Origin of the sequence: Vibrio gelatinilyticus (genome assembly GCF_022836845.1) — a bacterium.
Lineage (GTDB): Bacteria > Pseudomonadota > Gammaproteobacteria > Enterobacterales > Vibrionaceae > Vibrio > Vibrio gelatinilyticus.
The window spans coordinates 428,199-454,148 of the sequence record NZ_JAJNNZ010000003.1 but is presented as its reverse complement, the minus strand read 5'-3'; the positions used below and the strand labels follow the sequence as shown (position 1 = coordinate 454,148).

General features: G+C 43.6%; 19 protein-coding genes. 6 read left to right on the top strand and 13 right to left on the bottom strand.

Going from position 1 to position 25,950, the window contains the following annotated elements; translation table 11 throughout:
* Nucleotides 1–21: 21 nt before the first annotated feature.
* The 3 genes from LNL84_RS06125 to LNL84_RS06115 form a co-directional block, all read right to left on the bottom strand.
* Nucleotides 22–1,251 carry an ABC transporter substrate-binding protein gene (locus LNL84_RS06125; RefSeq protein WP_244355862.1) on the bottom strand — a complete coding sequence of 410 codons (1,230 nt, stop codon included), beginning with the start codon at nucleotides 1,249–1,251 and terminating at the stop codon, nucleotides 22–24.
* A gap of 97 nt (nucleotides 1,252–1,348) precedes the next feature.
* A complete protein-coding gene (locus tag LNL84_RS06120) occupies nucleotides 1,349–2,200 on the bottom strand; it encodes a carbohydrate ABC transporter permease (protein ID WP_244355860.1) in 852 nt (283 codons plus the stop codon).
* The gene (locus LNL84_RS06115; RefSeq protein WP_244355858.1) at nucleotides 2,200–3,093 is read right to left on the bottom strand and encodes a carbohydrate ABC transporter permease; all 894 of its coding nucleotides are present in this window, start codon (nucleotides 3,091–3,093) and stop codon (nucleotides 2,200–2,202) included. The genes LNL84_RS06120 and LNL84_RS06115 overlap by 1 nt, the downstream gene beginning before the upstream one ends.
* Before the next feature lie 288 nt (nucleotides 3,094–3,381).
* Between LNL84_RS06115 and LNL84_RS06110 the strand changes: the two genes are divergently transcribed.
* Entirely contained in the window at nucleotides 3,382–4,467 is a 1,086-nt protein-coding gene (locus tag LNL84_RS06110; protein ID WP_244355856.1) for an ABC transporter ATP-binding protein, read from the top strand.
* Nucleotides 4,468–4,511: 44 nt separating this feature from the next.
* Here LNL84_RS06110 and LNL84_RS06105 read toward each other — a convergent pair whose 3' ends face one another.
* From LNL84_RS06105 to LNL84_RS06085, 5 genes are all read right to left on the bottom strand, one after another.
* A complete protein-coding gene (locus LNL84_RS06105; RefSeq protein WP_244355854.1) occupies nucleotides 4,512–5,435 on the bottom strand; it encodes an alpha/beta fold hydrolase in 924 nt (307 codons plus the stop codon).
* 132 nt (nucleotides 5,436–5,567) lie between these two features.
* Nucleotides 5,568–6,824, bottom strand: coding sequence for a YeeE/YedE thiosulfate transporter family protein (locus tag LNL84_RS06100; protein ID WP_244355852.1), 1,257 nt, complete (start codon nucleotides 6,822–6,824; stop codon nucleotides 5,568–5,570).
* Between the two features lie 9 nt (nucleotides 6,825–6,833).
* On the bottom strand, nucleotides 6,834–7,358 hold the full coding sequence (locus LNL84_RS06095; protein ID WP_244355850.1) for a YeeE/YedE thiosulfate transporter family protein: 525 nt from the start codon (nucleotides 7,356–7,358) through the stop codon (nucleotides 6,834–6,836).
* Nucleotides 7,355–9,709, bottom strand: a complete 2,355-nt coding sequence (locus tag LNL84_RS06090; protein ID WP_244355849.1) for a cytochrome b/b6 domain-containing protein — start codon at nucleotides 9,707–9,709, stop codon at nucleotides 7,355–7,357. The genes LNL84_RS06095 and LNL84_RS06090 overlap by 4 nt, the downstream gene beginning before the upstream one ends.
* Entirely contained in the window at nucleotides 9,693–11,168 is a 1,476-nt protein-coding gene (locus tag LNL84_RS06085) for a tetrathionate reductase family octaheme c-type cytochrome (RefSeq protein ID WP_244355847.1), read from the bottom strand. Before LNL84_RS06085 ends, LNL84_RS06090 begins: the two co-directional genes overlap by 17 nt.
* 206 nt (nucleotides 11,169–11,374) lie before the next feature.
* Here LNL84_RS06085 and dbpA point away from each other — a divergent pair, with 206 nt between their 5' ends.
* Nucleotides 11,375–12,751 (top strand): ATP-dependent RNA helicase DbpA, encoded by a 1,377-nt coding sequence (dbpA, locus tag LNL84_RS06080; RefSeq protein WP_244355845.1) that lies wholly within the window; start codon nucleotides 11,375–11,377, stop codon nucleotides 12,749–12,751.
* Between the two features lie 244 nt (nucleotides 12,752–12,995).
* On the top strand, nucleotides 12,996–14,402 hold the full coding sequence (locus LNL84_RS06075; protein WP_244355843.1) for an MATE family efflux transporter: 1,407 nt from the start codon (nucleotides 12,996–12,998) through the stop codon (nucleotides 14,400–14,402).
* On the opposite strand, the gene LNL84_RS06070 is transcribed toward LNL84_RS06075, so the two are convergent.
* Both LNL84_RS06070 and LNL84_RS06065 read right to left on the bottom strand, forming a co-directional pair.
* The gene (locus LNL84_RS06070; protein ID WP_244355841.1) at nucleotides 14,379–14,945 is read right to left on the bottom strand and encodes an SOS response-associated peptidase; all 567 of its coding nucleotides are present in this window, start codon (nucleotides 14,943–14,945) and stop codon (nucleotides 14,379–14,381) included. The genes LNL84_RS06075 and LNL84_RS06070 overlap by 24 nt on opposite strands.
* 89 nt (nucleotides 14,946–15,034) lie before the next feature.
* Complete coding sequence (locus LNL84_RS06065; RefSeq protein WP_244355839.1) at nucleotides 15,035–18,244, bottom strand: response regulator; 3,210 nt, start codon at nucleotides 18,242–18,244, stop codon at nucleotides 15,035–15,037.
* Between the two features lie 169 nt (nucleotides 18,245–18,413).
* Between LNL84_RS06065 and mepA the strand changes: the two genes are divergently transcribed.
* On the top strand, nucleotides 18,414–19,244 hold the full coding sequence (mepA, locus tag LNL84_RS06060; RefSeq protein WP_244355837.1) for a penicillin-insensitive murein endopeptidase: 831 nt from the start codon (nucleotides 18,414–18,416) through the stop codon (nucleotides 19,242–19,244).
* Between the two features lie 76 nt (nucleotides 19,245–19,320).
* Here the strand turns inward: mepA and LNL84_RS06055 are convergent, their stop codons facing one another.
* Nucleotides 19,321–19,707: a hypothetical protein gene (locus LNL84_RS06055; protein WP_244355835.1), complete on the bottom strand. Its 387-nt coding sequence runs from the start codon at nucleotides 19,705–19,707 to the stop codon at nucleotides 19,321–19,323.
* A gap of 258 nt (nucleotides 19,708–19,965) precedes the next feature.
* On the opposite strand from LNL84_RS06055, the gene LNL84_RS06050 reads away from it, so the two are divergent.
* Nucleotides 19,966–20,964 carry a LacI family DNA-binding transcriptional regulator gene (locus tag LNL84_RS06050; RefSeq protein ID WP_244355833.1) on the top strand — a complete coding sequence of 333 codons (999 nt, stop codon included), beginning with the start codon at nucleotides 19,966–19,968 and terminating at the stop codon, nucleotides 20,962–20,964.
* 370 nt (nucleotides 20,965–21,334) lie between these two features.
* Nucleotides 21,335–22,522, top strand: a complete 1,188-nt coding sequence (gene manA / locus LNL84_RS06045; protein WP_244355831.1) for a mannose-6-phosphate isomerase, class I — start codon at nucleotides 21,335–21,337, stop codon at nucleotides 22,520–22,522.
* Between the two features lie 48 nt (nucleotides 22,523–22,570).
* Here the strand turns inward: manA and LNL84_RS06040 are convergent, their stop codons facing one another.
* Together LNL84_RS06040 and LNL84_RS06035 are read right to left on the bottom strand one after the other, a co-directional pair.
* Nucleotides 22,571–22,951, bottom strand: a complete 381-nt coding sequence (locus tag LNL84_RS06040) for a hypothetical protein (RefSeq protein WP_244355829.1) — start codon at nucleotides 22,949–22,951, stop codon at nucleotides 22,571–22,573.
* A gap of 90 nt (nucleotides 22,952–23,041) precedes the next feature.
* Nucleotides 23,042–25,600, bottom strand: a complete 2,559-nt coding sequence (locus tag LNL84_RS06035; protein WP_244355828.1) for a DUF294 nucleotidyltransferase-like domain-containing protein — start codon at nucleotides 25,598–25,600, stop codon at nucleotides 23,042–23,044.
* Nucleotides 25,601–25,950: the final 350 nt, after the last annotated feature.

Below are 25,950 nucleotides of genomic sequence, written 5' to 3'. Positions count from 1 at the left end.
CCCTATGCAGGGGCTTTTTTACTACTTATCAAACGTTCTTTTACGCACTTTTTCAAGCTTTGTTAAGATCTTATCTAATCTATCTGGGTGAACCATAAATTCTTGGAACCCTTTCATTCCCTCTTTAGCCATTGCCGGATCTGTATCACGGTCATAAAATTGCGCAGTACCGGACGCAGCTGCAAGCATTGCAACCCCTTTATCTAAGAATGGGTCTTGTTTTGCTTTGGCTTTATTGTTCGTTGGAATTTGCAACAACATTTCGTTAATCAATTGCTGATTCTCAGCTTGGGCCACAAATGCCAAGAACTTGCGAGCATCTTCTTTGTTCTTAGCTTTAGATGGAATGTGCACTGTATCCATTGGTGCATCTTCCGCCATGCCGACCTTCGAATCAATCACAGGGAAAGTGAAGAAGTCCATCTTACCATCAAGTTCAGCCGGGAAATTAGGAGTAATAAAGTTACCCATTAAGTACATGGCCGCTTGACCGTTATACAAAAACGGTTGTGCTTCTTGCCATGAATATGAGGCGTGATTCTCTAAAAAGTAGCCCGGTTCGACAAGCTCGGCCCATTTAGCAAACGTATTCTTAACCCTCTGATCTGTATATGGAACCTTGCCATCCATCAACTCAATATGAAAATCAAGGCCATTGGTTCTCATATTGAGATAGTCAAACCAACCAGCTGCAGTCCAAAGATACTTGGTTCCTATAGTAAACGGAGTAACATTGTTTTCTTTTAAAGTTGCTGCTGCGGCTTTTAGTTCATCCCAAGTGGTTGGAGTGGCAATACCATACTGGTCAAAGATATCTCTTCTATAATAGATGCCCCACTGGTAGTAGGTGTAGGGTACCCCGTACTGCTTACTATTTACCGTCATTGCTGGTGCGGCGGCTGAGAAATCTTCTAACATGCCCTCTTGCTGCCATAGATCACTGACATCTTCAAAAAGCCCACGATCTACGAACGTTTTCATCCTATTGCCTGCATACCAGAACACGACATCCGGCGGAGATGTGACCAGCCAGTTACGAATCGTTGTTTTGTATGACTCATGATCATACAGATTATATTTCACTTCAATATCTGGATTGGCCGCTTCGAAACGCTTGATGATTTCTTCCCACGCCTTTTTCGGTGCCGGATCGGAAGCGTCCGAGTTAATCACCAAAGTGCCGGCAAGAACTGGTAAAGATAGCGTCGCTGCCAAGAAAGAAGAAGCGAGCAGGTGTTTCACGTTTTTCATAGTTAAGGTCCTTGTTTTTTTGGCCTAAGCCTCTGTCCTAACTTGTTATTATTGTATCTACTTGTGTTACTACTGATTAACGCTTATATGTGCTGATTTAACCTTTGGTTGCACCTAAAGTTAAACCAGCAATAAAATGCTTTTGCATGGTAAAGAATAGAATCACCGGAGGAATGGCCGCTACGACGGCCCCGGCTGACATAAACTGCCAGGACGCAAGCCACTGGCCTTGAAGGGAGCTCAGCCCTGCTGTCACAGGGCGGACTTCGTCACTTTGAACTAACACTAATGCCCAAAAGAAGTCGTTCCAAATAAAGGTGAACACTAAGACAGCTAAGGCCGCCAGAGCCGGACGCACTAGCGGTAACACGATATACCAGAAGATTCGCCATTCTTTTACACCTTCTACACGAGCCGCTTCTATTAGTGCATCAGGAATTCCGACAATAAAATTACGCATAAATAAGGTACAAAAGCCGGTTTGAAAAGCAACGTGGAACCAAATAAGTGCCCAGTGCGTGTCATAGAGCCCAAATGCAATGGTCAGGTCTCGGACCGGGATCATCAATACCTGAAATGGTACGAAATTCCCGCCGATAAACATCGCAAATATCCAAACATTGGCCTTAAAACGATATTTTGCTAGAGCAAAACCCGCGAGAGTTGAGAGCGCAACCGCTCCAGCAACGGCCGGCAAGGTAATAATTAAACTATTAATAAGATACTCACCCATGGACGTTGTGGTAAAGACTTGGGTGTAGTTTTCAACAAAATGAAAATCGCTTGGCCAACCCCAATAGTTGCCTTTATTGATATCTTCCATTGAACGAATAGACGTCAACATTACCGCAATTAATGGCAGTAACCATAAAATGATCGAAATGGGTAAAGCGACACGGTAGCTAATGTTAGCAAAGGTGCCCGACTTTTGAATGGGTTGTGGGTACATTACTTTTCACTCCTCAACATTCGCCATAAGAAATAAGCGATGTAGACGTCCATGATTAAAAACAACACCACGGATACCGCTGCACCATAACCCATTCGATAATTGAATATGGATTCCTCATACATTTGGTATGCCAGCACCATAGAGCTCCCCCATGGACCACCAGCCGTCATAGTTGCCACAAGGTCAAACGAGCGCAGCGCACCAATCACTGTCACCACGATGGCAATAAAAGTCGCTGGCCTGAGTTGCGGAAGTACTATGTACCAAAGCATCCTTAGTTTCTTAGCGCCATCTAGCCTTGCGGCTTCAAGTTGCTCAGGGTCTAAGTTATTTAACCCCGTCAAATAGAGAATCATACAATAAGATATTTGTGGCCAAAGCCCGGCTGCAATAATGCCGTAAGTGACGTATTTCTCGTTAGAAAGTATTGCCATGGGCTCTACACCAAACGCACCCAACGCTATGTTGAACAAGCCAAATGACGGATCATAAAACCACGCGAACACTAGACCGACTACCACCTGCGAAATAACAAAGGGAAAGAAGAATAACGACTTGACCGCGCGGATGCCGAGCACTTGCTGGTTTAGAAATAAGGCTATCGCCAAACCTATTGGTGGTGCCAACATATAAAATAGTAACCACAAAAAGTTATTCTTAAGTGAGGTATAAAATGCGTCTGAATCAAACAATTCACGATAGTTTTCAAGGCCAACCCAACGCTTTTCGCCAAGCCCGTCCCATTCAAAAAAACTCAACCAAATGCTATCGGCAATCGGATAAATGACATAAACGATAAAAATCGCCATTGCTGGCGCGAGAAACCACCAAGGAGAACTTTGTGAAGCACGACGCTTCCGCCTTGGTAACGTTTTCACACTTCCACTCATTATATGTAACTCCTTGCACTAATAAGCGATTACCGTTGAAATATGACATCTATGCATTTCTGTACTTTAATGAATAATTACGACGCTATATCAATAGGTTTAGACATTAAATAGAGACCTCACAAACTCAATTTAAAAGAATGTAAAGGCTTCCACACTTTTTCGCTCATTTCAGTAAACTTGCATGACATTGATCAACTAATTAACTCTAGTCCATAACAATTGACTTGGAAAAGTCCTATGTTTTTTAAGTGGCTATACTTATTTCTGTTGGACAAGGAGGCAGAAATGGCAAACATCGTTCTCAATGACGTAGTCAAGCGATTCGGTGACATTCAAACCATTCACAATGTTGACCTCACCATACGCCATGGGGAGTTTGTCGTTTTCGTTGGCCCATCAGGTTGTGGCAAGTCTACTCTACTTCGGTTAATTGCGGGGTTGGAAGACATCACCGACGGCGAAATCTATATAGACGACGATCTTGTCAATGACGTTGACCCCGCCGAAAGAGGGGTTGCGATGGTGTTTCAGTCTTACGCCCTCTACCCGCACATGACTGTTGAACAAAATATGGGCTTTGGCCTAAAAATGACAGGACATCCACAAAGCCAAATTGACTCGCAGGTAAGTAAAGCGGCAAAGACACTTCAACTTGATCATTTACTAAACCGAAAACCTAAAGAGCTCTCCGGAGGCCAGCGTCAGCGTGTTGCCATTGGCCGTGCAATTGTACGAAACCCTAAAGTATTTCTGTTTGACGAGCCACTGTCTAATCTTGATGCTGAACTCAGGGTTGACATGCGTTTACAAATCGCAAAATTGCATCAGGATTTGCAAAACACCATGGTATATGTCACCCACGATCAAGTGGAAGCGATGACTCTCGCTGACAAAATTGTCGTCCTCAAAGATGGACGAGTAGAACAAGTAGGCTCTCCATTAGAGCTCTATCACAAGCCTGGAAATCTTTTTGTGGCTGGTTTTATCGGCTCACCAAAGATGAACTTTATCCCTATGACCGTCATAGAATGCTACGAGAAATCCGTTCTCTTAATGGCAGATGACAAAACCGAAATTTGTGTTGATTACCAGGGCGAAAACGTTGCTCCTCAGCAAAGAGTGATTTTCGGTATCCGGCCTGAGCATTTAAATATCGAGGAAATCAATGGAATACAATTCGAATTCCACAGTGAAGTGGTAGAACGCTTAGGTAACAGTACCTACATGTTTGGTCAGGCGGTGGGAACAGATGGTTTTAAAGTACATCTACCTGGTGACCAAGACGTTGATAAATACGAGTTTCTAAAGCTCTCCTGTGAATCTAAAGACTGTCACCTGTTTGATGAGCAATCTGGAAATAGAATCAATTAACTTGCAATAAATTAAGGGCACATCGGTGCCCTTTTTATTGTTTGTTATCCACTTAGTTTTGGCGAACTTAAGAATTCAATGAGCTTACTGTTTACTTGTTGATAGCGCTCATATTGCAATGCATGTCCGGCATTGTTAATTTTCTCAAACTGACATGTTTCCCCTAAGAACCTCTGCACCCTCGCTGCGTCTTGTAAAGGAATGACCTTATCTTGGTCTCCCCAAAGTAATAGCGTTGGCAATCTCAGCTCTCCGACCATAGAGAAGTCAGCGCTCGGATCCTTTTGTATCATGTTTTTACCTGTGCGAATGATGGCTCGTCTAAAGCCTTTGTATTGCATCTGCACTTTGAACTTGTCGCTCCAATTTGGCATCAGATCTGGTTCAACCAAATCGTTACTTTGATTTCCAGCCAATGAAGGAATAAACACCGTGTATCCCAACCACGTACCCACAACAGGTAATATCAGTGGCCCAATGTCTACAGGTTGATTAAAAGGTGCAACGAAAACCACTTTGGCCACCTTTTCAGGATAGGTCGCGACAAAACTTGCTGTTATGGCGCCCCCCATCGACAAGCCAACAATAAATACAGGTTCTGTAATCTCAAGGGCAATCAACAGGTCGTTAATTTGCTCAACAAACAGTGTTTTATCATAAGCAACATTGGGTCTATCGGAATAACCACGCCCATATAGATCAAAGGTAATCACCTGATAACCCTCATCAATAAGTGCTGGAACGTTTTTATCCCACATATAAGAAGGTGCAGAAAATCCATGTACCATAATAACAACAGGGGCATTAAGTTCACCGACCCGTGAATAGTGAACGCAGCCGTGAGTTAGAGTAATAAAATTACCGGGTGCATGTTCGCGAGCTCTGTTGTTCAAGGACTTTGGCTCGTAACTTCTAAGTGGTGGCAACACGATAATTGCGGCAATGAGTAAAATTAGGATCAAAAGCATAATAGGTCTACTGCTGTTTCGCATATATAAGGGCCTATAATAACCAAAGCTTCCCTTGCCTCAATCAGTCGCGCGGCCCACATACCGCATACTTTGAACGCAATAGCCACATCATGCCAACAGTTCGAATAGTTAACTACAACCACCACTCGTGGGAGCACGTTCTAGTTCTAAACGAATTTTCTTGTCAAAGGCAAAGTCATAAGCATCGGGATTAGGGTTCGCCGCTGGATGACGAGCACCAATTGCGCGATAGAACTCAAACGCCAATTCATTTGCCTTTCTCGGCTCTACTAGGCCTAACTCACCAGGTTTTGTGAATATTTCCAACCAATGATTTACTCCGCCATCTAGAACATACACATTTTGTACACTCGTAGCCTTAAGCAGCTTCCAAACTGCCGTTGCTTGGTCATCGTCATTGCTCACTAGCATAATGACCGTATTAGCGGGCTCTAACTGCAGTTTCTTCGCTTCGCTGTGAATATCTTCGGCCACCAGCCTTTTTGAGTTGGATAAATGGAATTGGTTGTAACTACTTTCATCTCGAACGTCATAGATTAACACCCGAATTGTCGGGTCGTGTATCGTCGATAGTAGCTCAAGTGGAGACACGTAAATCTGCCTTTCTTCAATGGCTTTCGCCAGTTGCGGTTTTACCTTCTCCCAGCGCTCTTGAGTGGTCGGTTGCCCCCAAAAGTTGGTCATAAGAGCGAGAGATATGATTAGGAATCCCCCAGGAACTGCCCAACGTTTTGTTTCGTTACCCGGTTGTTGTGTCGATGATGCTGGATTACCCTGAGAGTGGTTAACCCAACTCTCTAATTTTTCTGCGCCGAAGAATAAACACAGCGCTGCAATAACAATCACGATGACTACCGTTCCAGTGGACACATCGAATAATTCCGGAAGTGTATAGCGCCCCATATAAGAAGAGCTAAAAAACACATCGAAAGAAGCCACGGTTTCGCCAAATAAAAAGATGCCAAACAGCACACCAAAAACAAACACAACTCCGTCAATTTTACCAGTCGCCATCGCCACAAGTGATGTGCCCGGACAAAATCCACCAATGATGAATCCCACCCCCATGATTAGCCCCCCTAAAACACCGGGCCATAGATAAGTAGGAGGAACCCAAATTAAATTGTAATCTAGTAGCCCTATCGAAGAGCTTAGGAAGATCAACGTCATTGCAACAATAATCGCAGTAAACATGACCTTAAACACCGTCATATCCTTACCATAAAATTGCGCAGCGAGTTTCGTCGAATTGCCAAAACCAGCACTCTCCAATACGTAGCCAAAGCACAACCCAACAATGAGGTATACGCCATATGCCCCCCAGTCTCCGAGAAGCGAAACGAGTGGTAGTGGAAAATCAGCCATGACAACCTCCTAGTTCCAACTTTTGCGAACAAAATAGGCCAGTGCATACGCCCCGGCAAAGACGGCAAACATAAATGCCCAACTGCCTACAGAAAGCACCGCTCCGCCCGATAAAGCCTGACCCGAAGTGCAGCCTCGTGCCAGACGAGCGCCATACCCCATAAAAATGCCACCGATGAAAGCATACACCCAACGTTGTTTATTACTAATTTGAGGCCCTTTATTGGTTTCTAATGAGATACGCCCATTGACTATTCCGGACATGGCCCCGCCAAAAACGGTGCCTATAGTTAAAAACACTATCCAACTATCTAGCGGGTTTTTATTGCCCCCCGCCAGTTGCAATAAATAAGGAACCTGATCGATATGCTCCGGAGAAAAAAGGTTTTGGACATACACCAGTATTCGATTTAACCCTCCCGATGCACCGAGTCCACTTCCTGTAATAAAAAAGGCAAGGAACAATACTATGCCCAATAACGCACCGGCGACATAAGGATTCCAATAGGGTTTCGCTGTTTGAGTCGTCATCATATTTTTTCTCCTTTACCCTCTGCGTTGGTTGTGTTCTTTCCCTTTTCTGGGTCATTAGTGCTTGTAGCTTCGCTTTCCTCCCAACCATTCACCATAGAACGGATACCTGCGGTAGGGCTGCTACCAACTGTCGTTGTGAGATATATGTGCATGATGATAAAGCTCGCAAATAACCATGCCAATGTCGTATGAACAGGGGCTAGCAGTGCCGTTCCTCCCATCATAGCGGTGAACTCTGGCCAATAATTTCCGGCCCAAATAACCAAGCCTGTAGCCACCTGTGCTGGTAAAAGGACATTTAGAATTGCGAAATATGTGACTTGTTGTAACGGGTTAAGTTTATGGGTCTTCGTTTTATGGAAAGGATGCTTCGCTCCGGTAAATATGCCTTTTAGGTAAAAGACGCTTTGCGATACAACATCGCTGAACAACCCTTGAGGTTTTGGTAAGTATTGTCGAATTTCGCCACTAACTACATGGTAGAACAACGAAAAGACCGCATTCAAAATAAGAATCGCCGCCAGTATATTGTGTACTTGCACATGATAGTGGAAACTTAGCCACGCAAATTGACTAGGAAGGTGGATGACTAACCCCGTATACAAAAGGCCAATTATCGTAGTCGCCTGTAGCCAATGCCAAAAACGCTCATATTTGTCGTACATATACACTTGTTGACCACCTACATTCGTAGCTAGGCTATTGTGACGGTTTTTATAGCGAATTAGCGAATGAACAATAATCAGTATCAATGTTACAGAAAACAGCAGAGCGCCTGAACGGTCTATCCATACATATCGATGAGTACCAATGACGTAATTCGTAGGCCCCGGCGAATTTATCGCTAACGAACTTGCCAACATTGAGTCACTGCCATGACAACTCATACAATCTTTTGTCACCCACTGCCCGTTGACAATACCGTGCGAAATATCATAAGTATTAGACACCTGTGTCATCTTGACCTGAGTTAGGCCTATCTTATTAAGCTGTTTACGCACGAATTCGTGTAGTGCAACTCTATCGCGTTCTATTTCTGCCTGATTAAGCAGACCATCTCTATTTCTGTCGAACTGACTCAGTAACATAGAGTTATATCGATAAGTTTCAGGGTTTCCCAATTCTGTCTTTTCCATTAGAGCCCGTCTTAACAATCCTACAGTCACAGGCGTCGAAGGCTCACCGTGCTGCCAATAATGAACGGTTACGCTGTTTACCGGACTCAATCGTTCACTGTTACTTCCTTTTGCACGCACCATTAGTTTTGGCGAATAAGGGCTAATCAGTCCATGTTTATCGACGTTTTTAAAGTACTTCAGTGCTAGGCCGCTTTTATCGACAAAACGCCAGTCTACCGATTCTAGAGTTGGCCCAAACAGCTTTGGAACATGGCATGTTTCGCAAGCCAAAACGTTAAAATGTTTGTTGTACGCCGGTAGCCAGTCGTGTGTAGAGCGAGTTTGATGGCAGCTTTCACACGCCTGTTGTTCGTTGTTAGATTGGTGCCCCTGAGGGCGTGCTGATTTGGTATTAGCCAAACGGTGAGAGGGTTTTAAAAGATAATCTGATAATGTTAAGCGACGAGGGTCAAATAGCAAGTGTTCGCTTTTCCCAGAAGCATCCTTTTGAAACACAGGATTGTTTTGCGAATAATGACACGCTACGCAGTCAACCACTCTTTCGCTGTGCACATCAAAACTTCGATTGTGACCCTCTTTGTCTGAGATATTCATACCACTCATATTGACTTTTTGTGGCGAAATTATTTGCCCTGAAGTCAACGTCATTGCATTATTCATTGATATGGAGTCAACCACTAAGGGCTGATGTATCAGGGTATCGACAACTCCGTGACACTGAGCGCAGTTTTCATTTCTCGGTTTATGAATAGTCAATACGCCTGGCTTAAGGGCCCCACTTTTCTGAAACTGCTGAACTGTCCAACTTTTACTTTTATTGACACTTGAGTGGCATATTAAACAGTCAAGACTGTCTTTAGACGTAGTATTTTTTGCAAACTCATTGTTACTTGATTTTACTCGGCGAGCGTAACCATAGGAATTGGCAATCGGATCCCAGCTTAATTCAGAGTCTTGCCAGAACTGTTCGTGATCGCTGTGCTTGACGATGAAGTCTACATCATGACATTGACCACACGTGTTTCGTAAAGAAAGTGGTCTAGAAGTCGTTAAAATACGCTCTTTATCCGCATCGAGTAAAATAAATGATGGATGTAACGGATTATGATTGGTCTTGCTTTGCATAGCATAGCTCTCTGACGGTACCATCGACATCACACAGAGCAACAGCATCACTTTCCAATAAGCCATTACACTAATTAGACGATTCATATGATGCCTCCTCTTTATTTAGTGCACGACGACGATCGCCTATTCCCCACTTAATCGGATCTCCGATATAGCCTAACGCCTCCCAGTCAAAGCGGGAATTTTCTCCATGGCAGTCTTGGCACTGCAACGCATCTTCTTTTGGTGCCACCATATGTGTTTGCGGCCAGTACATTGCCGTTTCAGCAAAATTAAAACTTCCACTGTATTGTATGCCCGCAAAGGACGAGCCTAGCGATAATGCTTCGTTCCAGTCATAGTGGCTCCAGTAGCCATCTTTCCCAACCGTTTTAGGTTGTAGCAGATGACGATATTTAACGTCATAAGGTTGCTTCGCTGTGTGTATTTTAAATGGCCATATTTTGGCTTTTGGATCGCTAATTGAGCCTTTAGGTGCGTTGATGTCGGTCACTTCAGTTGGCTGAATAGGGTCGCCGAGCAAGTAGCGCTCGGCCAGACCATTGAACCAAAGGTAACTTGGTTCTAGCTGTTTCTCGTAAACGAAGCTACCTTTCATTTTTAAATAATGGTGAGGATCTTCCGGCCGGTTTGCATCACCAGCTTGAGACCAGTCCCAACGCGTTTTGGTCGCATCTTTTTTGGCGACTGTTGGAATGTGGCAAGTTTGGCACGCGACACTATCGACATGCAGGCTTACCCGTTCGTCTTTGTGTAATGATTCTTTATGGCAGTCAGTACAAAATATTTGATTTTTATTGTCGACACTGACACTAATTGAGCGGCCTGATATGTCATGCTGCCGTGTCTTATGGCAGTCCACACACACAAATTGGTAACGTCCCATGTGCACGTCGAGCCTTTCTTCCGGAAAAGATAAGCTCTCATCAAGATCACCGTGTTTTACTGCGTTACCACCTCCGCCTTTAAAGTGACATGAACCACAATTGGTGCGACTTGGTCTACCCACACTTTTCGCGACCTCAAGTAAATCTACGCCTTCAACGGGTAGCCCTTTTTTTCCTTTCTTGTAAGTCTGTGTTTGATCATGGCAAACAATACAATCAACATTGGCCTGGTCACGGAAATCAAACGCTTCGTTTTCCCAACCATATCCTGCGTGGCATGCAGAACAACCTTCCCAGTTACCTTGTATACCAATACAAAAATTGTTAATCGTATTCTTCTTGCCTATCGATATTGGCTCTGATCTCCCTTCTACAACAACCGGTTCTGCTTGCCAGGTCCAATGCGTTGTATGCATCACTTGTTGCGCTGCATCTTGATGACACTCGACACAAGCCTGGGTGACTTCTTGGCCAGTTTTAAATTCGCGTTGCAAGAATAAGTCACTATGATCAACGGATGCCGCTAACTTTGGAACATGCTCCCAGGGGGTATCAGCAATAGGATCACTTGGCTCAGTAAATAGAACTAGTGGCACGAGAATTACGCCTATGATACCAATAAGGCCTAATAGCCAAGAATGAAATACCTTTCGCATAATACACTCCTTGCGGCACTCGTTAAGTTAGCACCATCTTCTTTAGCACCTTATGTTTTAGCGTATTCTAATATATAAATTCTTGCTTTGACATTGGTCACTTTTTCAACGCATTACTTTTCAATTATTTTTAGAATTCGCTAGTCATTGGATGATAAATGTTGATAATAGCCGTCCTAATTAGCCTTAAACCAAAGGAATTCCTTTTGAGTAACCCAGCATTCACGACCTTATCGCTTCATCCATCACTATTGAGCAACCTTGACACGTTGGGCTATACAAAGATGACGCCAATACAGGCAAAAGCTCTGCCACTGATACTCGAAGGAAAAGACGTAATCGGTCAGGGTAAGACGGGATCTGGTAAAACAGCGGCTTTCGGTTTAGGCGTATTATCAAATTTAAAAGTAAAACGATTTAGAGTTCAATCTTTGGTGCTATGCCCAACACGTGAACTTGCCGACCAAGTCGCTAAGGAAATTCGCACGTTAGGTCGCGCTATCCACAATATCAAAGTACTCACACTGTGTGGTGGTATGCCGATGGGACCTCAAATTGGTTCTCTTGAGCATGGCGCTCATATTTTGGTGGGTACCCCCGGCCGCATTCTCGATCATCTAGATCGTGGCCGAATTGATTTAAGCGAACTCAACACTCTGGTACTTGATGAAGCCGATCGTATGCTTGATATGGGCTTCCAAGATGCACTTGATGCAATAATCAGCCACGCTCCTGCTCAACGTCAAACGCTTTTATTTAGTGCCACTTATCCTACGGAAATAAAAAAAGTTGCTGAAGCGATCATGGATAAACCTGAAATGGTAAAGGTTGAATCAACCCATGACCATTCCAGCATCAAGCAGTACTTCTATCAGCTTGATTCTAAAGAACAACGTGATGATGCTCTAGAGACTCTATTACTGCAGCATCAACCTGAATCATCCGTAGTCTTTTGTAATACCAAAAAGGAAGTTCAACATGTTGCCGATGAGCTCCATGCTCGTGGTTTTAGCGTTATTGATTTGCATGGCGACTTAGAACAAAGAGAACGAGATCAGGCACTTGTCCAATTTGCGAATAAAAGCGTTTCTATTCTTGTCGCTACCGATGTTGCGGCTCGTGGACTTGATGTAGACAACCTTGACGCAGTGTTCAATTTTGAGCTGTCAAGAGATCCAGAAATTCATGTACACAGGATTGGTCGTACAGGCCGTGCTGGTAGTAAAGGTATCGCTTGTAGCTTCTTTAGCGAAAAAGAAATGTATAAGGTCGCACAAATAGACGAATACATGGACATGCCAATCGAACCGAGTGCACTACCAGAAATGCCAACGACTGCCCCTTATTCATCGGCGATGACTACCATTCAAATTGATGGTGGCAAAAAGCAAAAACTACGCCCAGGTGATATTCTAGGAGCGCTGACTAGCGAAGGCGGCATACAAGGCGATCAAGTGGGAAAAATGCACATGTTCCCAATTAGAGCCTATGTCGCTGTCAACAAAAATGTGGCAAAAAAAGCGTTAAAGAAACTTCAAAATGGAAAAATGAAAGGACGCCAATTCAGAGCTCGCATCCTATAAACTTTCCTTTTGTCACCCAACATTTGGTAGCCAAAGCAATTTAGCTGCCGAATAGTTCAAACTTAGCTCATTCACCGATAAAGCCTCTCTACGGTTGCATTGAGCTAAGTTTAAAAAGTGTGACTTGTGTCTACTAATAACCGCTGTTAGAATCCGCATCGCTCCAAAGAGCACATCCTACAAATATTCATTTTCGTAATTCTGCCACCACTGCGAATATTTGATATTGGTGTTATTAGTCCATATGTCTCAAGAACGCTCATTTTTTTCAAGTTTTACTACCGAAGTACGCGCCCTTTTATCCCTTTCATTACCCATAGTTATTACACAAGTTGCCACTCAAGGGATGAACTTTGTTGATACCGCTATGGCGGGTCAATCAAGCTCGACCGATCTCGCGGCCATAGCGGTAGGCACTAGTCTCTGGATGCCAGTAAGCCTTATTTTAAGAGGGATCTTAATGAGCCTAACCCCCGTGACAGCGCATCATCGAGGAGCAAACAATCAATCCGGTATTTCTCGCGATTTGGGGCAAATGATTTGGATAGCGGCGATCTGTTCGCTATTGCTGATTTCCTATCTAACACAGGCTGGCAATATTCTCACATTTATGGAAGTGGCACCAAGCGCTGTTCCCGTTGCAACCCAGTACCTTCAAGCCCTAGCGTTCGGTCTACCCGGTATCGCACTATTTTATACCTTGAACAGTTTTTGTGAGGGTATGGGAAATCCACGTGCACCGATGTTCATTTCGATCATCGGCTTAGTGATTAATATTCCAATTAACTACGTGCTGATATACGGCAAGTTTGGCTTTCCACAACTCGGCGCGGTGGGTTGTGGTTGGGCAACGAGTATTGTTTACTGGGTAATGTCCGCGTTGATGGCCTGGTATATCGTCACGCATCACAGATACAAAAAGTTGCTTTTAGCCAATGAAATGAAGCCACTACTACGACGCATGGGTGAGTTAGTTCAACTTGGCTTGCCCATTGGCATCAACATATTTATCGGTGGTAGCATCTTTGCCGTAATTTCATTACTTATCGGAAAATTTGGCGCAACCCATATTGCTTCAGCTCAAGTTGCATTAAACTTTTCTAGCATGACCTATATGATCCCTCTTAGCATCTCGTTTGGTATTACTATCCGTGTGGGTCATGCTCTAGGGCGTGGGGATCATAACGCAGCAAAAATCCGTTCATGGAGTGGCATCGTTTTGACTGCACTCTTATCATTACTTTCAGTAAGCTGCTTGTTGCTATTCCCTGATAAAATCATCGCTCTATATACAAACGATCCCGAAATTGTTGTTGGTGCCGCTATCTTGCTAACTTACACCGCAATCTATCAATTCAGTGACGCTCTGCAAACTGCTGCAAACGGGGCATTACGTGGGTATAAAGATACTCAAACGCCCATGTGGATTGCCTGTGTAGCTTACTGGCTTATCGCATTACCGATAGGGGTAATGTTATCAATGACTGATTGGATTGTCCCTGCTCTGGGCACCAAAGGGTTCTGGTTTGGGATAATTGTAGGCCTTACCATCGCTGCAGCTCTGATGCTTATTAGGCTTCATTCAATTATCACTGGCACGTCTAGAAACTTCGAATACCAGGGGCTTTCAATTAACCGCACTAACGCGTAGCACTAGTGGTAAGTCACAGCTCAATAATCTAAGGGCGTCGTTTTCACACTCTAGCCATGCCCTAACCATGCTTGGGGCAATCAACAGCGGCATTCTGTGACGATACTGAGCATAAGGTATGCTTGGCTTGGTCGTAATCGTCACTAGGCTGTTTGCGCTGGTAAAGGCGATTGCCGCCATATAAAGGGCATCTTGATCCGCGCTATCAAACAGCCATTTTTGTTTGCCTCTCTGAGCCTTGGTTGTCCATTCATACCAACCTGACACAGGTACCACGACACGGTTAAGCCGAAACGCCTGTCTAAAAGTCGGTTTTACATTTACTGTCTCTGCTTGAGCATTGATGATCAGCTGTGTGGCCCACTCGGGTTTAATTCCCCACGAAAAATCCATTTGTGTCAATTTATCATGAATCTGACCAACCACAGATACCTGTTGTGTAGGACACAAATCGCGATTTTCATGCACAGAAAATTCAATACCTAGCTGCTGGCACACTGCCTTACTCAGAGGATCGCTGATGACATTCAATCGCCCACACATACACATTTCCTCTTAGATTGACTTAACCTACGAACGATAAAAAGACCTAACGGCCTTTTTTTGTCTTAACCGTGTAGTGAAAACCTGCGTTATCCTGTCGCTTCCAATTCCTGAATTAAGGTATCGCGTCGGACGGGTTTAGACACATACGCGTTCATCCCGACATCAAAGCAGCGTTGGATATCTTCATCAACCACACTAGCGGTCAATGCGATAATCCTCGCAGGCTCTAATCCATGTTTTTCTTCAAATGCCCTAATTTCTTGCGTAGCCGAAAATCCATCTTTGATTGGCATCATGCAATCCATTAGCACAACTTTAAAATGTTGCCTTGCCTCAAACAACTCGACGGCCTCTTGCCCGTTGCCAGCAATCTCAAATTCGTATCCCAATTTTTTGAGATGAAGTGACGCGACTTTCTGATTGACTGGATTATCTTCTACAAGCAGTACCTTAAGTGATTTTTTTACTGGTCGATCTATCTGCTGTTGATTTATGACTATGGGATCATGGCGTTGCTCTTCGAAAGCGTTCTCTTGCTTTTCGTCTACCAACTCATTAATGTTTGCAAAACCAGCGTCAGTTCGTGAATCACTTTGTTTACTAGCTTGGTCATCTTTTGCATAGGCTTTTTCAAGTTTTGTCTCAAGCATTTCAGCCTTAAACGGCTTGGGTAGATAATCATCCATTCCTGCATCAAAACAGCGACGAATATCATCATCTAAAACACTGGCAGTTAATGCGATGATCGGGGTTCTTAGTCGGTTATTACTCAATTCAAATTCTCTAATTTCCTGCGTCGCTTGAAAACCATCTTTAATTGGCATCATACAGTCCATCAGCACCAAGTGGTAATGGGTGCCAGATGAAATCAACTGTAAAGCTTCTGCGCCATTATTGGCAATATCGCAGTCGTACCCTGCTTTGATGACATGGAGTTGTGCGACTTTTTGGTTTACCTTGTTGTCTTCCACGATGAGAACTTTCGCTTTTTCAGTGCCTATTTTGATGTTTTCAGTCTCTTCAACCAGACTTTCTCGACTCGCCTCAATGGCTTTAACAAGACGATTACCAAGTAACGGATAGGTCACGATAGCATTGACACATCCACCCAAATTCGAAGCCTGTTCACCTAGCTCCTTCACCAGACATATAGGCAAGTCCTTTGGCCCTTCACCAGTTGCCGAAACCATCTGATTGAGTTTGTCGAGTTCTGGCAAGGTATCTTGATCGTGTGTATGAACGTAGACAACGATCGGTGACTGACCGAGGTTCTCTATATCGGCTACCGAGCTGTATGCTCGAACATCGTGAAACCCGTAATACGACAATTCTTGCATCAAGACTCTCTGCATATGGTGGTATTGCGAGATGACTAATAACGTCGAGTCGATTTCTTTTAGTTTGCCTTGATAGCTTTGATTGGTAATTGGCAATCGCAGCGTAAAGTAGAATCGGCTGCCTACTCCAATTTTAGAGTCGAGCTGAATCTCACCTCCCATAAGACTGATAAGCTGCGCACTGATTGCCAAGCCTAGGCCGGTGCCACCAAATTGTCTTGTGGTCGAATCATCGGCTTGCTCAAACGGTCGGAATATTTTTTCTTGTTGTTTGTCGTCTATTCCTATACCTGAGTCCAGTACTGAGAATTCGATACTTGCGTTGCCATTCTGCGTTTCAATCACTCTCGCCGATAGGACGACCTTACCCGCCTGTGTAAATTTCACCGCGTTAGACATAAAGTTCATTAGAACTTGCCTTAAACGATGATCATCTACTTTGAGTTCGCAAGGCAGCTCATGGTCAATATCCACTTCCAATAGAATGTTTTTCTCTTCAATCTTCGGCGCCATGATCGCGGCGATGTCATAAATAATTTCTTTTACCGAAGCATTGTGTTGGTTGATCACCAACATACCTGATTCAATCTTCGAGAAATCTAAAATGTCGTTGATCAACCCAAGTAACAATTGTGACGAGGTTTCTATCGTGTCGAGATAATCTCGTTGATTGACATCGAGCTCGGTGTCCGACAAGACTTCAGTAAGGCCGATGACACCATTTAGCGGGGTACGAATTTCATGTGACATGTTAGCGACAAAACTACTTTTCGCTTTGTTCGCTCTGATCGCGTTATCTTTCGCCTTTTCAGCTTCTTCTTTTGCGAGCAATAGGTGCTTCTGACTTTCTGCACGTTCAATGGTAAGTCGCTCTACCTCTCGGCTAAATTGCCCCAGCTCATCACTACCTTTAGCCAACTCGGTAGAAAGTTCTAGATTGCCTCCTTTACTGTTCTTTAAGAAAACGAGAATGGCATTGAGGTTACGCGTAATGCGTACAGCAAGGCTCATACACAAAACAATCGTCAATAATAAAGACACTAATACGGTACTGTTAAAAACGTACAGTTGCTGTTTCGCCGTCGCTACTGATTGGTCAATGTTATTCACCAACTGTTTTTTGATTTGGCTAGAAACACTATTTAACAATTCAAGCCTCTCTCGCAGAGCCTCAACACCTTGTCGCTTTTGAGCCTCACTGAGCACTGCAAGTTGAGCGTCTAAAGAGAGATTTTCTCTAAAGAGCTGACTTTGTTGATAAGCGTCGTTGGTAAAGGTGTCGAGTAGTAACCCAACCTGGTGGGTACTGGCGTTGATGGTGACAAAACGTTCCAGAAATAATTGCTGCCTTTCTATCAGGGAGCGAATTTCGTCTCGCACCTCCAGTTTTTCTGTCATAGAAAGCTGTTCTTGACTCACTAAACCTTGACTAAACCACATCTCTTGCCCGGCCCAAAACATTAACCATTCGAGTTGGTATAACGCTTTTAATGCGCCTTCTACGCTAATATTTGATGTTTCCGTTTTTTCTTTTTCTAGCAGAACAATAAGTTGACTGTAAAGATCCACTTGCCAGTCATTGAGCTCTTGTTTCTCGGTGTAATTCGTCGCTTCATGAAGGGCGACGTCCGCTTCTAAATAAGCAGACAAAAGCTCGTTGGCTTCTTCCCAGCGTGTTCCGCTCAAAATTGGCTCAAAGGCTTTTCTTAACTGTTCAACCGACGTCATCGCATCGGTCTCTTTATGCAGATCCTGATTATGATGCTTGTATGAATGAAGTTCGGTTAACCGTTCAAGTGCCGAAGCAACCGATCGGGCCTTCTCTAACCCAACGAGCTTGTGGTTTAATTCATTAACTTGTTGAACGGCAAGGAATACGACTAAAACGATGGGCAAAACAACCAGGGCGGTTGTCTTATATTTTATCGATAAATTATGCCAAAAGTTTACCTTAGCCATCCGTAGCCCCAACAAAAGTTAATTCGTATTTACCAGTCTAGGACAACATAGTTAAAAGTGTACTAAATCAACGTAATACTGAGGTTCATTCCCGATATTATCGGCGAGCAATAATCGCAATTTGCGTCTATCCTATTAAAAGAATTTTCTGTTTGAAATAAGTTTTACTATGTCTAAGCATATCTTCACACTGCTGTTTTTACTCGTCTATCAAAGCCCTATGTTTGCGAAAAGTTGGGAAGATATCGACACTCCAGTTGGCCAGCATTCCGACTCTATTGGTAGCTATTCTAATGGTTGTCTGTCAGGTGGGAAGGCCCTTGAGTTGACTGGTCCTGGTTATCAGGTTATTCGCCAACAACGTAAACGCTACTTTGGGCACGAGACAATGATTGATTACTTAACCAATCTGGCTTCTCGCTCAGAAAAGTTAGAAATTGGCCAAATACTGGTCGCAGATATCGCGATGCCTCGAGGTGGCCGCTTCAATTCTGGTCATGCAAGTCATCAAACTGGGCTAGATGCTGATATATGGTTGCGCCTACCTTCTAAGCCACTATCGAAAGGGGAACTTGATAGCGTTAGTCCTTATCCTGTTGTCGACACAGAAACATACCAAATCAACGATTACTGGACTGAAAAACACGGGTTACTTCTACAAACCGCAGCATCTGATGATCGTGTATCACGCATTTTTGTGCATCCGGTAATTAAGCAGAAATTGTGTGACTCTCAGTGGAAAGAAAGGGATTGGCTTCAAAAAATTCGCCCGTGGTGGGGGCATTATTATCACTTCCATGTCCGATTAGCATGCCCAGAAGGGGACTCTCAATGCATTGCACAAGCCCCCCCACCCGCTGGCGAAGGCTGTGGCGCTGAACTCGCATCGTGGAAGCCAGAATTAACAAAAAAACAAACTAAGACGGTGAAAACCACACCAAAGAAAAAGCGAAAACCCAAGATCCCGCCTTCTCGCTGTATTGCATTGTTACACGAGTAATAAGGAAGCCAGGTCGAAGGTTCATGTTGAACAAAAGCTGGACTCCCCTTCATTCTCATTGGGCTAATTGATAACGTTATTTCGCTCTATTGAACTGTGGTATTAGCGCCCTGACGTTAAGAGCAAGGGCAAAAGTCACGACAAAAACAGCAATTAGTGACCAATAATAGTCACTGACGGTTAACTTAAACCAGTCAATCGTTATTGTTTCTACTCTCATACAGGCCGATGAAATAAGAACAGTAACCAATCGCCCTTCGATTGGAAACCCTTTCCCGCCTGTAGAAACAGCAAACCAGTAAGCTATTACAGGGATCAGAGTGATCAGAAATTCCAATATGATATGAACCCAGAGCGTGATGTCACCGCTTTGTAATCGTTCTATTGAGTTTAGTGTAGGCTGGTATTGGATCCCTTTTGTTAATACCGCACCTAGCCATACGTAAAATAATGTCTGTCGCATAATCTTTCCTACGAAAATCCACACGGTCAAAAGCCGTTCTTCTGGTGTTAATAAGCGTCCTCAAAATCAAACAACTTAAGAAACACCATGATTTCTCCGAGGAAAATCACAAACTGCTTTTAACTTATTGAGATCTTTTGCGGTTTTACTCATTTGATAACGTTCTGAATTCAGTGCTTTTTCGTTTACTATCAAGACGCGTGTTGCGGTATAGTGTGTCTATATTTCGTTAATAATTGCTTGTCGGAAGAGGTTTTTGTGTCCAATATCACCATCTCAGATTTGGCAAAACACTGTGGCGTTTCTACGGCAACCGTTTCTATGGTTCTCACCAACAAAGGTAGAATTTCACAACGAACGAGAGATCGAGTCCTTAAAGCGGTTGATGAATTAGGATACGTCTACAATCAGGCAGCGGCCAATCTCCGTCATAAACGAACTAACCTAGTTGGTCTATTGATACACGACCTAAATAATCCGTTTTATGCCGATATGATCACTGGATTAAGTCATTATCTGGAAAATCAAAAATCGCTACTGTTTCTGGCAAATGCCGAAGAAAATGTCATACGTCAGCAAGAGTTTATTGAATCTCTTCTTAGTCAAAATGCAGGCGGTATGGTGTTATGTCCAACGAAAGATACTGACATTGACCATTTGCGAACAATTCAAAAACGCGGTTTCCCAATCATCTGCGCAGTTCGACCACTCAATGATGATTTTGACTTTGTAGGAATAGACAATGTCGCTGGTGTGCAATTGGCGATGGACTACCTAATAAAGCAAGGTCATAAGCATATTGCTTTTGTTGGGGGGCAACCGCATTCTCACGTTCGCTCATTGCGGTTGAGCGGCTATATTTCAAAGTTAATTGAATACGATTTGCCCATCCGCCAAGAGTATATCTCACCTTGTAAGGCATCTAGAAAAGAAGGAACGGCCGCCACCAAGCGACTGCTGGAGCGCTTCCCTGAAATAACCGCTATTATTGGCTATCAAGATATCGTTGCACTGGGTGTGATTCGAGCCCTACAAGACTTGGGACTTCAGGTCGGGAAGCAAGTTGCGGTTATTGGCTTTGATGATGTTCCTGAAGCTGTCGACTCTTCTCCGTCTCTAACGACTGTCTCTGTGCCCGCGCGAGAAATCGGCCGAGTCGCGGGTGAGCTTTTGACCTCTCGCATGAAAGGTGCCCCATCGCCCCCAAAAAAAGTGATCCTGTCACCTAAACTGATTGTGCGAGAATCAACCCTTTAACCGATCTCAGCGTGTAAAGCGAGTGAACAGCAAAGTTACTACACGCCGCAGTTTTCTGTTCATAGCTCCCCAAAAAGGCATTAGGCTGCGCGGCATTTAGCGCTCATGTTTCTCGACTTTTCACTTTCTTGATATCAGGTTAAACGCTTAACCTGATTTATATCAATTATGATAATTAAATTCTTGAATTCCCCCACCATTACTGAATCTACTCTCTCAAAATTTGTGATTAATCATGTTAACCCATTCGTCAATTATCGCGTTTTTTCCTAATATTAACTGAGAAAACACACAATACTATACTGAAATACTTAGGTGCATTGACCAAGCCTAGTTTCACTATGGTGTCTCTAATTGGATTGATTGTTGTATGCCACTATTTAAACTAAAAAACGTAATTCAGAATTATTCTTGGGGCAGTAAGAAATCTATCTCAGACTTGTTTGGGGTTCGTAATGCCAAACACGAACCTCAAGCAGAGCTTTGGATGGGTGCTCATCCAAATGGGTGCTCAAAAGTAGCCGAAACCGGTGAACTGCTCTCTGATGTCATTTCTCAAGACAATAACGCGATGTTTGGTTCTTATACAACATTCCGCTTTGGTGAATTGCCCTTTCTATTGAAAGTACTTGCGGCAGAGTCACCCTTATCTATTCAGGTTCACCCTTGTAAAGAGAAAGCTCAAAAGGGATTTGAGCGTGAAAACAAACAAGGCATTCCAATACAAGCGGCAAACCGAAATTACAAAGATGCTAACCACAAACCGGAGATGGTTTACGCCCTCACTTTCTACAAAGCAATGAATGGTTTTAGGCCTATTGACGACATTATTGCCTTGTTCGAGCAAGCACAAATTGATACGTTGGCAGGGGAAGTTGCAGCCTTGAAAGACCAACTCAATACCCATGGGTTGAAAACATTTTTTAGCGCGATTATGTCTCTACAAGGGAAACGTAAAGAGGCGGCACTATCAGAGCTTTACCAGGCACAGAAAAAACCAGCCAAGACTTCAATGGCAAGGGATGCGATGCAGTACAGTATTGAGTTCACGCAGCATTATAAAGATGATATTGGGTTATTTGCACCCTTTATGCTCAATACCATTGAATTGGCTCCGGGTGAGGCGATGTTCCTTCATTCCGAAACCCCTCATGCCTATGTGAAAGGGACAGGGTTAGAGATCATGGCGAGTTCTGACAATGTGTTACGTGCTGGCCTCACATCGAAGTACATCGATGTTCCCGAACTGATCAACAACACCAAATTCACCCCCATAGACCCAGACAACATCAAACTTTCCCCCATATTAAAAGAAGGTCGATTGAGTTATCCCATTCCTGTCGATGACTTCGGCTTCGATATTTTGTCAGCCACAGATAAGAACCAGTCTCAGTTTTTACGAAGTGCAGAAATACTCTTCTGCATCGAAGGTCGCGCGACCGTTACCGTCGACGATAGACAACTTTCGTTAAAAGCCGGAGAGTCTGTCTTTATCAGTTACAGCTCTCACTCTTATCAATACCAGGGGAACGGTGTGCTTGCTAGGGCTTACAACTAGATTATTTTACAAACGAGGCTAAAAACAAAGTTCAACGGCACAACGAGTTCAAAATAAGCCATAAACATTATTCTTTTCGTCTTGATCGGCGTCTTTCATTAGGTAGTGTCTGACACTACCTAAAAATAGCAGTATGCAAAGCTGTTTCTCTATATAAGCCCCTACCACATAATGATTTTTTGGAATCGAATATTCGATTTCATCGCCATTACTATCGCTACAAAGGTACTGTACATCGAGCAGTTTCACACGCCTTAATCCAATGACATTTTGTGCATCGATAAACCCGCCGAACGGAGCACTAAAACGGTTTCCATGCTTCAAAAGTGCATCGATCTGTCCCTTGTTCTTAATGTTCGATCCGATTGGTCCGAGCGCACTCATCTTAAAAATACTATACCCGACACGAACATGAATTGATTGAAACATCACCAAAACCAAAAAAGCTGTTCATATATACAGTATATCGCAATTTCGGCATTTTAACCTATTGGAATCCGTTAAATAGGCCCTCCTTATCTAGAGGTAGTCCTGTGTGACCTTCTCATGCAGTAATGAGATCCGTCGTAACACATTTATAAGGTTCTCTTGCTCTAAAGACGTGAGGTCGTTAATCGCCAGCACGTCATTCACCTTTCTTAAATCCGTATATTCAATAAGTTGATTCATGAAGCGCAAGTGCCAGATGTGATCAAAGATATAGGTCAGCTCTCTGCACATCTCAGCGTCAATTTCCTTGTAAAACAACAAGCTTTTCAATCGAGTCATTGTGTTCACTTCGCGGATATCATGCTTAAGGGCGTAAATTCGGCAGAAGATTTCCATTGGTCTTAGGCAGTCTTTCAGGTTAAGTGATGCTTTGCCGTCGTACGGTTCTGTCTCTATCTCTAGATCCGAATTTAAAGGGACATCATAAGAAAGACAATGCTGTGCGTAGATAGGCAAAAACTCAGGGTGTTTGTCCAGTAAACGCTGTATGTAAGATTGTATTCCATCCACCAAACTCGAATCTCCATAAGTCGAGCGAATGTCGAAAAACACGTTTAGCTCTAGAATTGACTCAGGTGAGGCTTGCTTGATCCAATGTGCAAAGTTGTCTTTCCACTCTTTTTGGCTCAGACACCACTGATGATTCGATGCCATGATAAAGCCATCGCAATAGCTATACCCCGCTTGATTGAGCATTGCGCAGACTTTTTCAGCCAAGTGCAGAAAATAGCGTCGAATAGATTTCAGGTCGCCATCTTCTGGGGTTTCGAACACTATCGCATTATCTTGATCCGAAAACAGGGTCATGTCGTGGCGAGCATTACTGCCAAATGAAATGAACGAAAAAGGCACAGGTGGCTCACCGATATCTTGAATGGTTAATTCGATGAAACGGCAAATAGCGGCGTCATAGGTTGAGCCTATCAGGCGACGTAGGTAATCGGGCCGCGTACCTACTTCGATCATCTCTCGAATCAATTCTGGCAGTTGGTTTAGAGATTCAACAACCTGACCATGGCTATCTCCTTGCTCTATCTCTTGAACAATATTGCCACTTACCTTTTGGTAGTTGGTGATTTGATTAACAGGCCCAAAGCTTGTTCCATATATTTTGCGAACGATAGGCCGAAATGAAACCACGTGGCCAAGCTTCTCAGACAGAAAGATCTTAGAGGTGCTAAGCAAAATATCGATGGGCTTACCGCTTTTGGTTTGTATCTGAGCTTCGAACTCACCTGGCTCCGCGTCATGACTAAACAATTTCAACAAGTGATGTAAGACTTGAGTATTTTGCGGATTGTCAGAAAACAACTCTTTCCAAATCGAATGAGACTTCAATTCGGAATCGGTGTAGCCCAGCAATTGATGAAGACGGCTGTTCGAAAAAATGATTTTCCCATCAGCTTCTAGGATATAGCCTTCATTAGATGATTCAACCAGAGCTCGATAGCGATCCTTTGCTTCATGTAATGCTAACTCGGCTCGTTTTTTACGTACGTCTATTGCTCTTGATTGTGTAATGATGTAGCCCATGATCACGGTAAGACCAAGAGTGATGAAAAAGAATACTCTATAAAGGGTACTTTCCAGGCGATCGATACCTGCTTGTACGTCTTCAAAATAGACACCGGTCCCGATAACCCATTGCCACTCCTCCACTCCCTCAACATACGTCATTTTGGGAGCGGTAATGCTCGGCACATCTTTCCACTGCCATTGGTACTCCAAAAAACCATGTTGTTGGGCATTGACCAATTTGACAATTTCTACAAATACAGAGGGATTATCACTCATTTCATCGTTTGAATAATGAGTAAGATCCTGACCTTTGAGATCACTGCGATACGGGTGCATCACCATTTTGGGGTGCATATCAGTAATAAAGAAGTAGTCTTTGTTTTCAGTGCCATAACGCATGGCTTTGATTTCGGCGACGGCTCGAGATTGCGCTTCTTCTTTAGTTAATACGCCACGCTGCTCTAAATCGACATAACTGTCCACGATACTCACAGCGGTTGAGGTCAGCTCTTGTAGTAGTTGACGCTTTTGCGTCATCATCGAGTCTTCGACCACAGGCAAAATCACATAAATAATAGAGGTCACGAATAAAGCAATGGCCGCCACTGTCGGTAAGACGATTCGAAAACTGAACTTACTCAGAGGCTGAGAGTCTTCTTCTTGTGACGCTCGTATTCCCTCAAAATAATCGGCAAATTCACTGGCATCGAGCACGTCGCTCATGGCTTCGCTATGCGTCGCATCGTGATATTTGGCGGTGAACGTACCATTTTCGAAATCAACACGTGAAGGCAAATAACCATCGTAATCGTCTCGCACATGCGTTTCGAAGACATTCTTGATTTGCTGATGGGTGTAACGATCACCAAACTCCATACACGCTTCGGCAAGCGCTTCTTTACAGTGACGAAAACGGCGGTGATCGTAAGGGTCAAACTCTAGGTTCTTGCTCATCCGGCTCGAGTGCTCGGTGCCATTATGATCAAAAAAACCATCAATCCATTTGTGGATATCTTCACCGCGAATGCCCAAAAGCTGCTCTGTTCGCATGGCATGTTCAGATATTTTCATATCACTATTCACCGACAACGTTGTAGAAGAAATAATTTCCAGTCAAAAACTGTGCACTAGTTAACACGCTGGTTCAAAGTTATCACCCTAAACGAAACATCTAGTTACGAACTAACCCAGATCAATATTTGTTACAATTTAAATTCCTAGAATCGGGTGGATGTCTAAATCGCATTCAATTGGGAGGGCTATGGCCCTTCCTTTTTCATCACTGAGTAATGTAAACCACTGCACGTCCTCTTAGGGTTGTTGACTAAGGAGCAAGGTAGCGTCTGGGATGTCGCCTCGTACCAGCCGAAGGCTAGTATACCATGTGTAAGTGACGTGTAGCCGAGATTTACAACGCTCAC

Coding starts and splice junctions, on each gene's coding strand:
- LNL84_RS06070 (WP_244355841.1), bottom strand. CDS start 14,945: ATGTGTGGGCGATTGAATGTCATCAGCGATCCTCTGAGTAAGGCAGTG.
- LNL84_RS06110 (WP_244355856.1), top strand. CDS start 3,382: ATGGCAAACATCGTTCTCAATGACGTAGTCAAGCGATTCGGTGACATT.
- LNL84_RS06120 (WP_244355860.1), bottom strand. CDS start 2,200: ATGTACCCACAACCCATTCAAAAGTCGGGCACCTTTGCTAACATTAGC.
- LNL84_RS06075 (WP_244355843.1), top strand. CDS start 12,996: ATGTCTCAAGAACGCTCATTTTTTTCAAGTTTTACTACCGAAGTACGC.
- LNL84_RS06095 (WP_244355850.1), bottom strand. CDS start 7,358: ATGATGACGACTCAAACAGCGAAACCCTATTGGAATCCTTATGTCGCC.
- LNL84_RS06065 (WP_244355839.1), bottom strand. CDS start 18,244: ATGGCTAAGGTAAACTTTTGGCATAATTTATCGATAAAATATAAGACA.
- LNL84_RS06085 (WP_244355847.1), bottom strand. CDS start 11,168: ATGCGAAAGGTATTTCATTCTTGGCTATTAGGCCTTATTGGTATCATA.
- LNL84_RS06055 (WP_244355835.1), bottom strand. CDS start 19,707: ATGCGACAGACATTATTTTACGTATGGCTAGGTGCGGTATTAACAAAA.
- LNL84_RS06040 (WP_244355829.1), bottom strand. CDS start 22,951: ATGTTTCAATCAATTCATGTTCGTGTCGGGTATAGTATTTTTAAGATG.
- LNL84_RS06125 (WP_244355862.1), bottom strand. CDS start 1,251: ATGAAAAACGTGAAACACCTGCTCGCTTCTTCTTTCTTGGCAGCGACG.
- LNL84_RS06035 (WP_244355828.1), bottom strand. CDS start 25,600: ATGAAAATATCTGAACATGCCATGCGAACAGAGCAGCTTTTGGGCATT.
- manA (WP_244355831.1), top strand. CDS start 21,335: ATGCCACTATTTAAACTAAAAAACGTAATTCAGAATTATTCTTGGGGC.
- LNL84_RS06090 (WP_244355849.1), bottom strand. CDS start 9,709: ATGAATCGTCTAATTAGTGTAATGGCTTATTGGAAAGTGATGCTGTTG.
- mepA (WP_244355837.1), top strand. CDS start 18,414: ATGTCTAAGCATATCTTCACACTGCTGTTTTTACTCGTCTATCAAAGC.
- LNL84_RS06115 (WP_244355858.1), bottom strand. CDS start 3,093: ATGAGTGGAAGTGTGAAAACGTTACCAAGGCGGAAGCGTCGTGCTTCA.
- LNL84_RS06105 (WP_244355854.1), bottom strand. CDS start 5,435: ATGCTTTTGATCCTAATTTTACTCATTGCCGCAATTATCGTGTTGCCA.
- LNL84_RS06100 (WP_244355852.1), bottom strand. CDS start 6,824: ATGGCTGATTTTCCACTACCACTCGTTTCGCTTCTCGGAGACTGGGGG.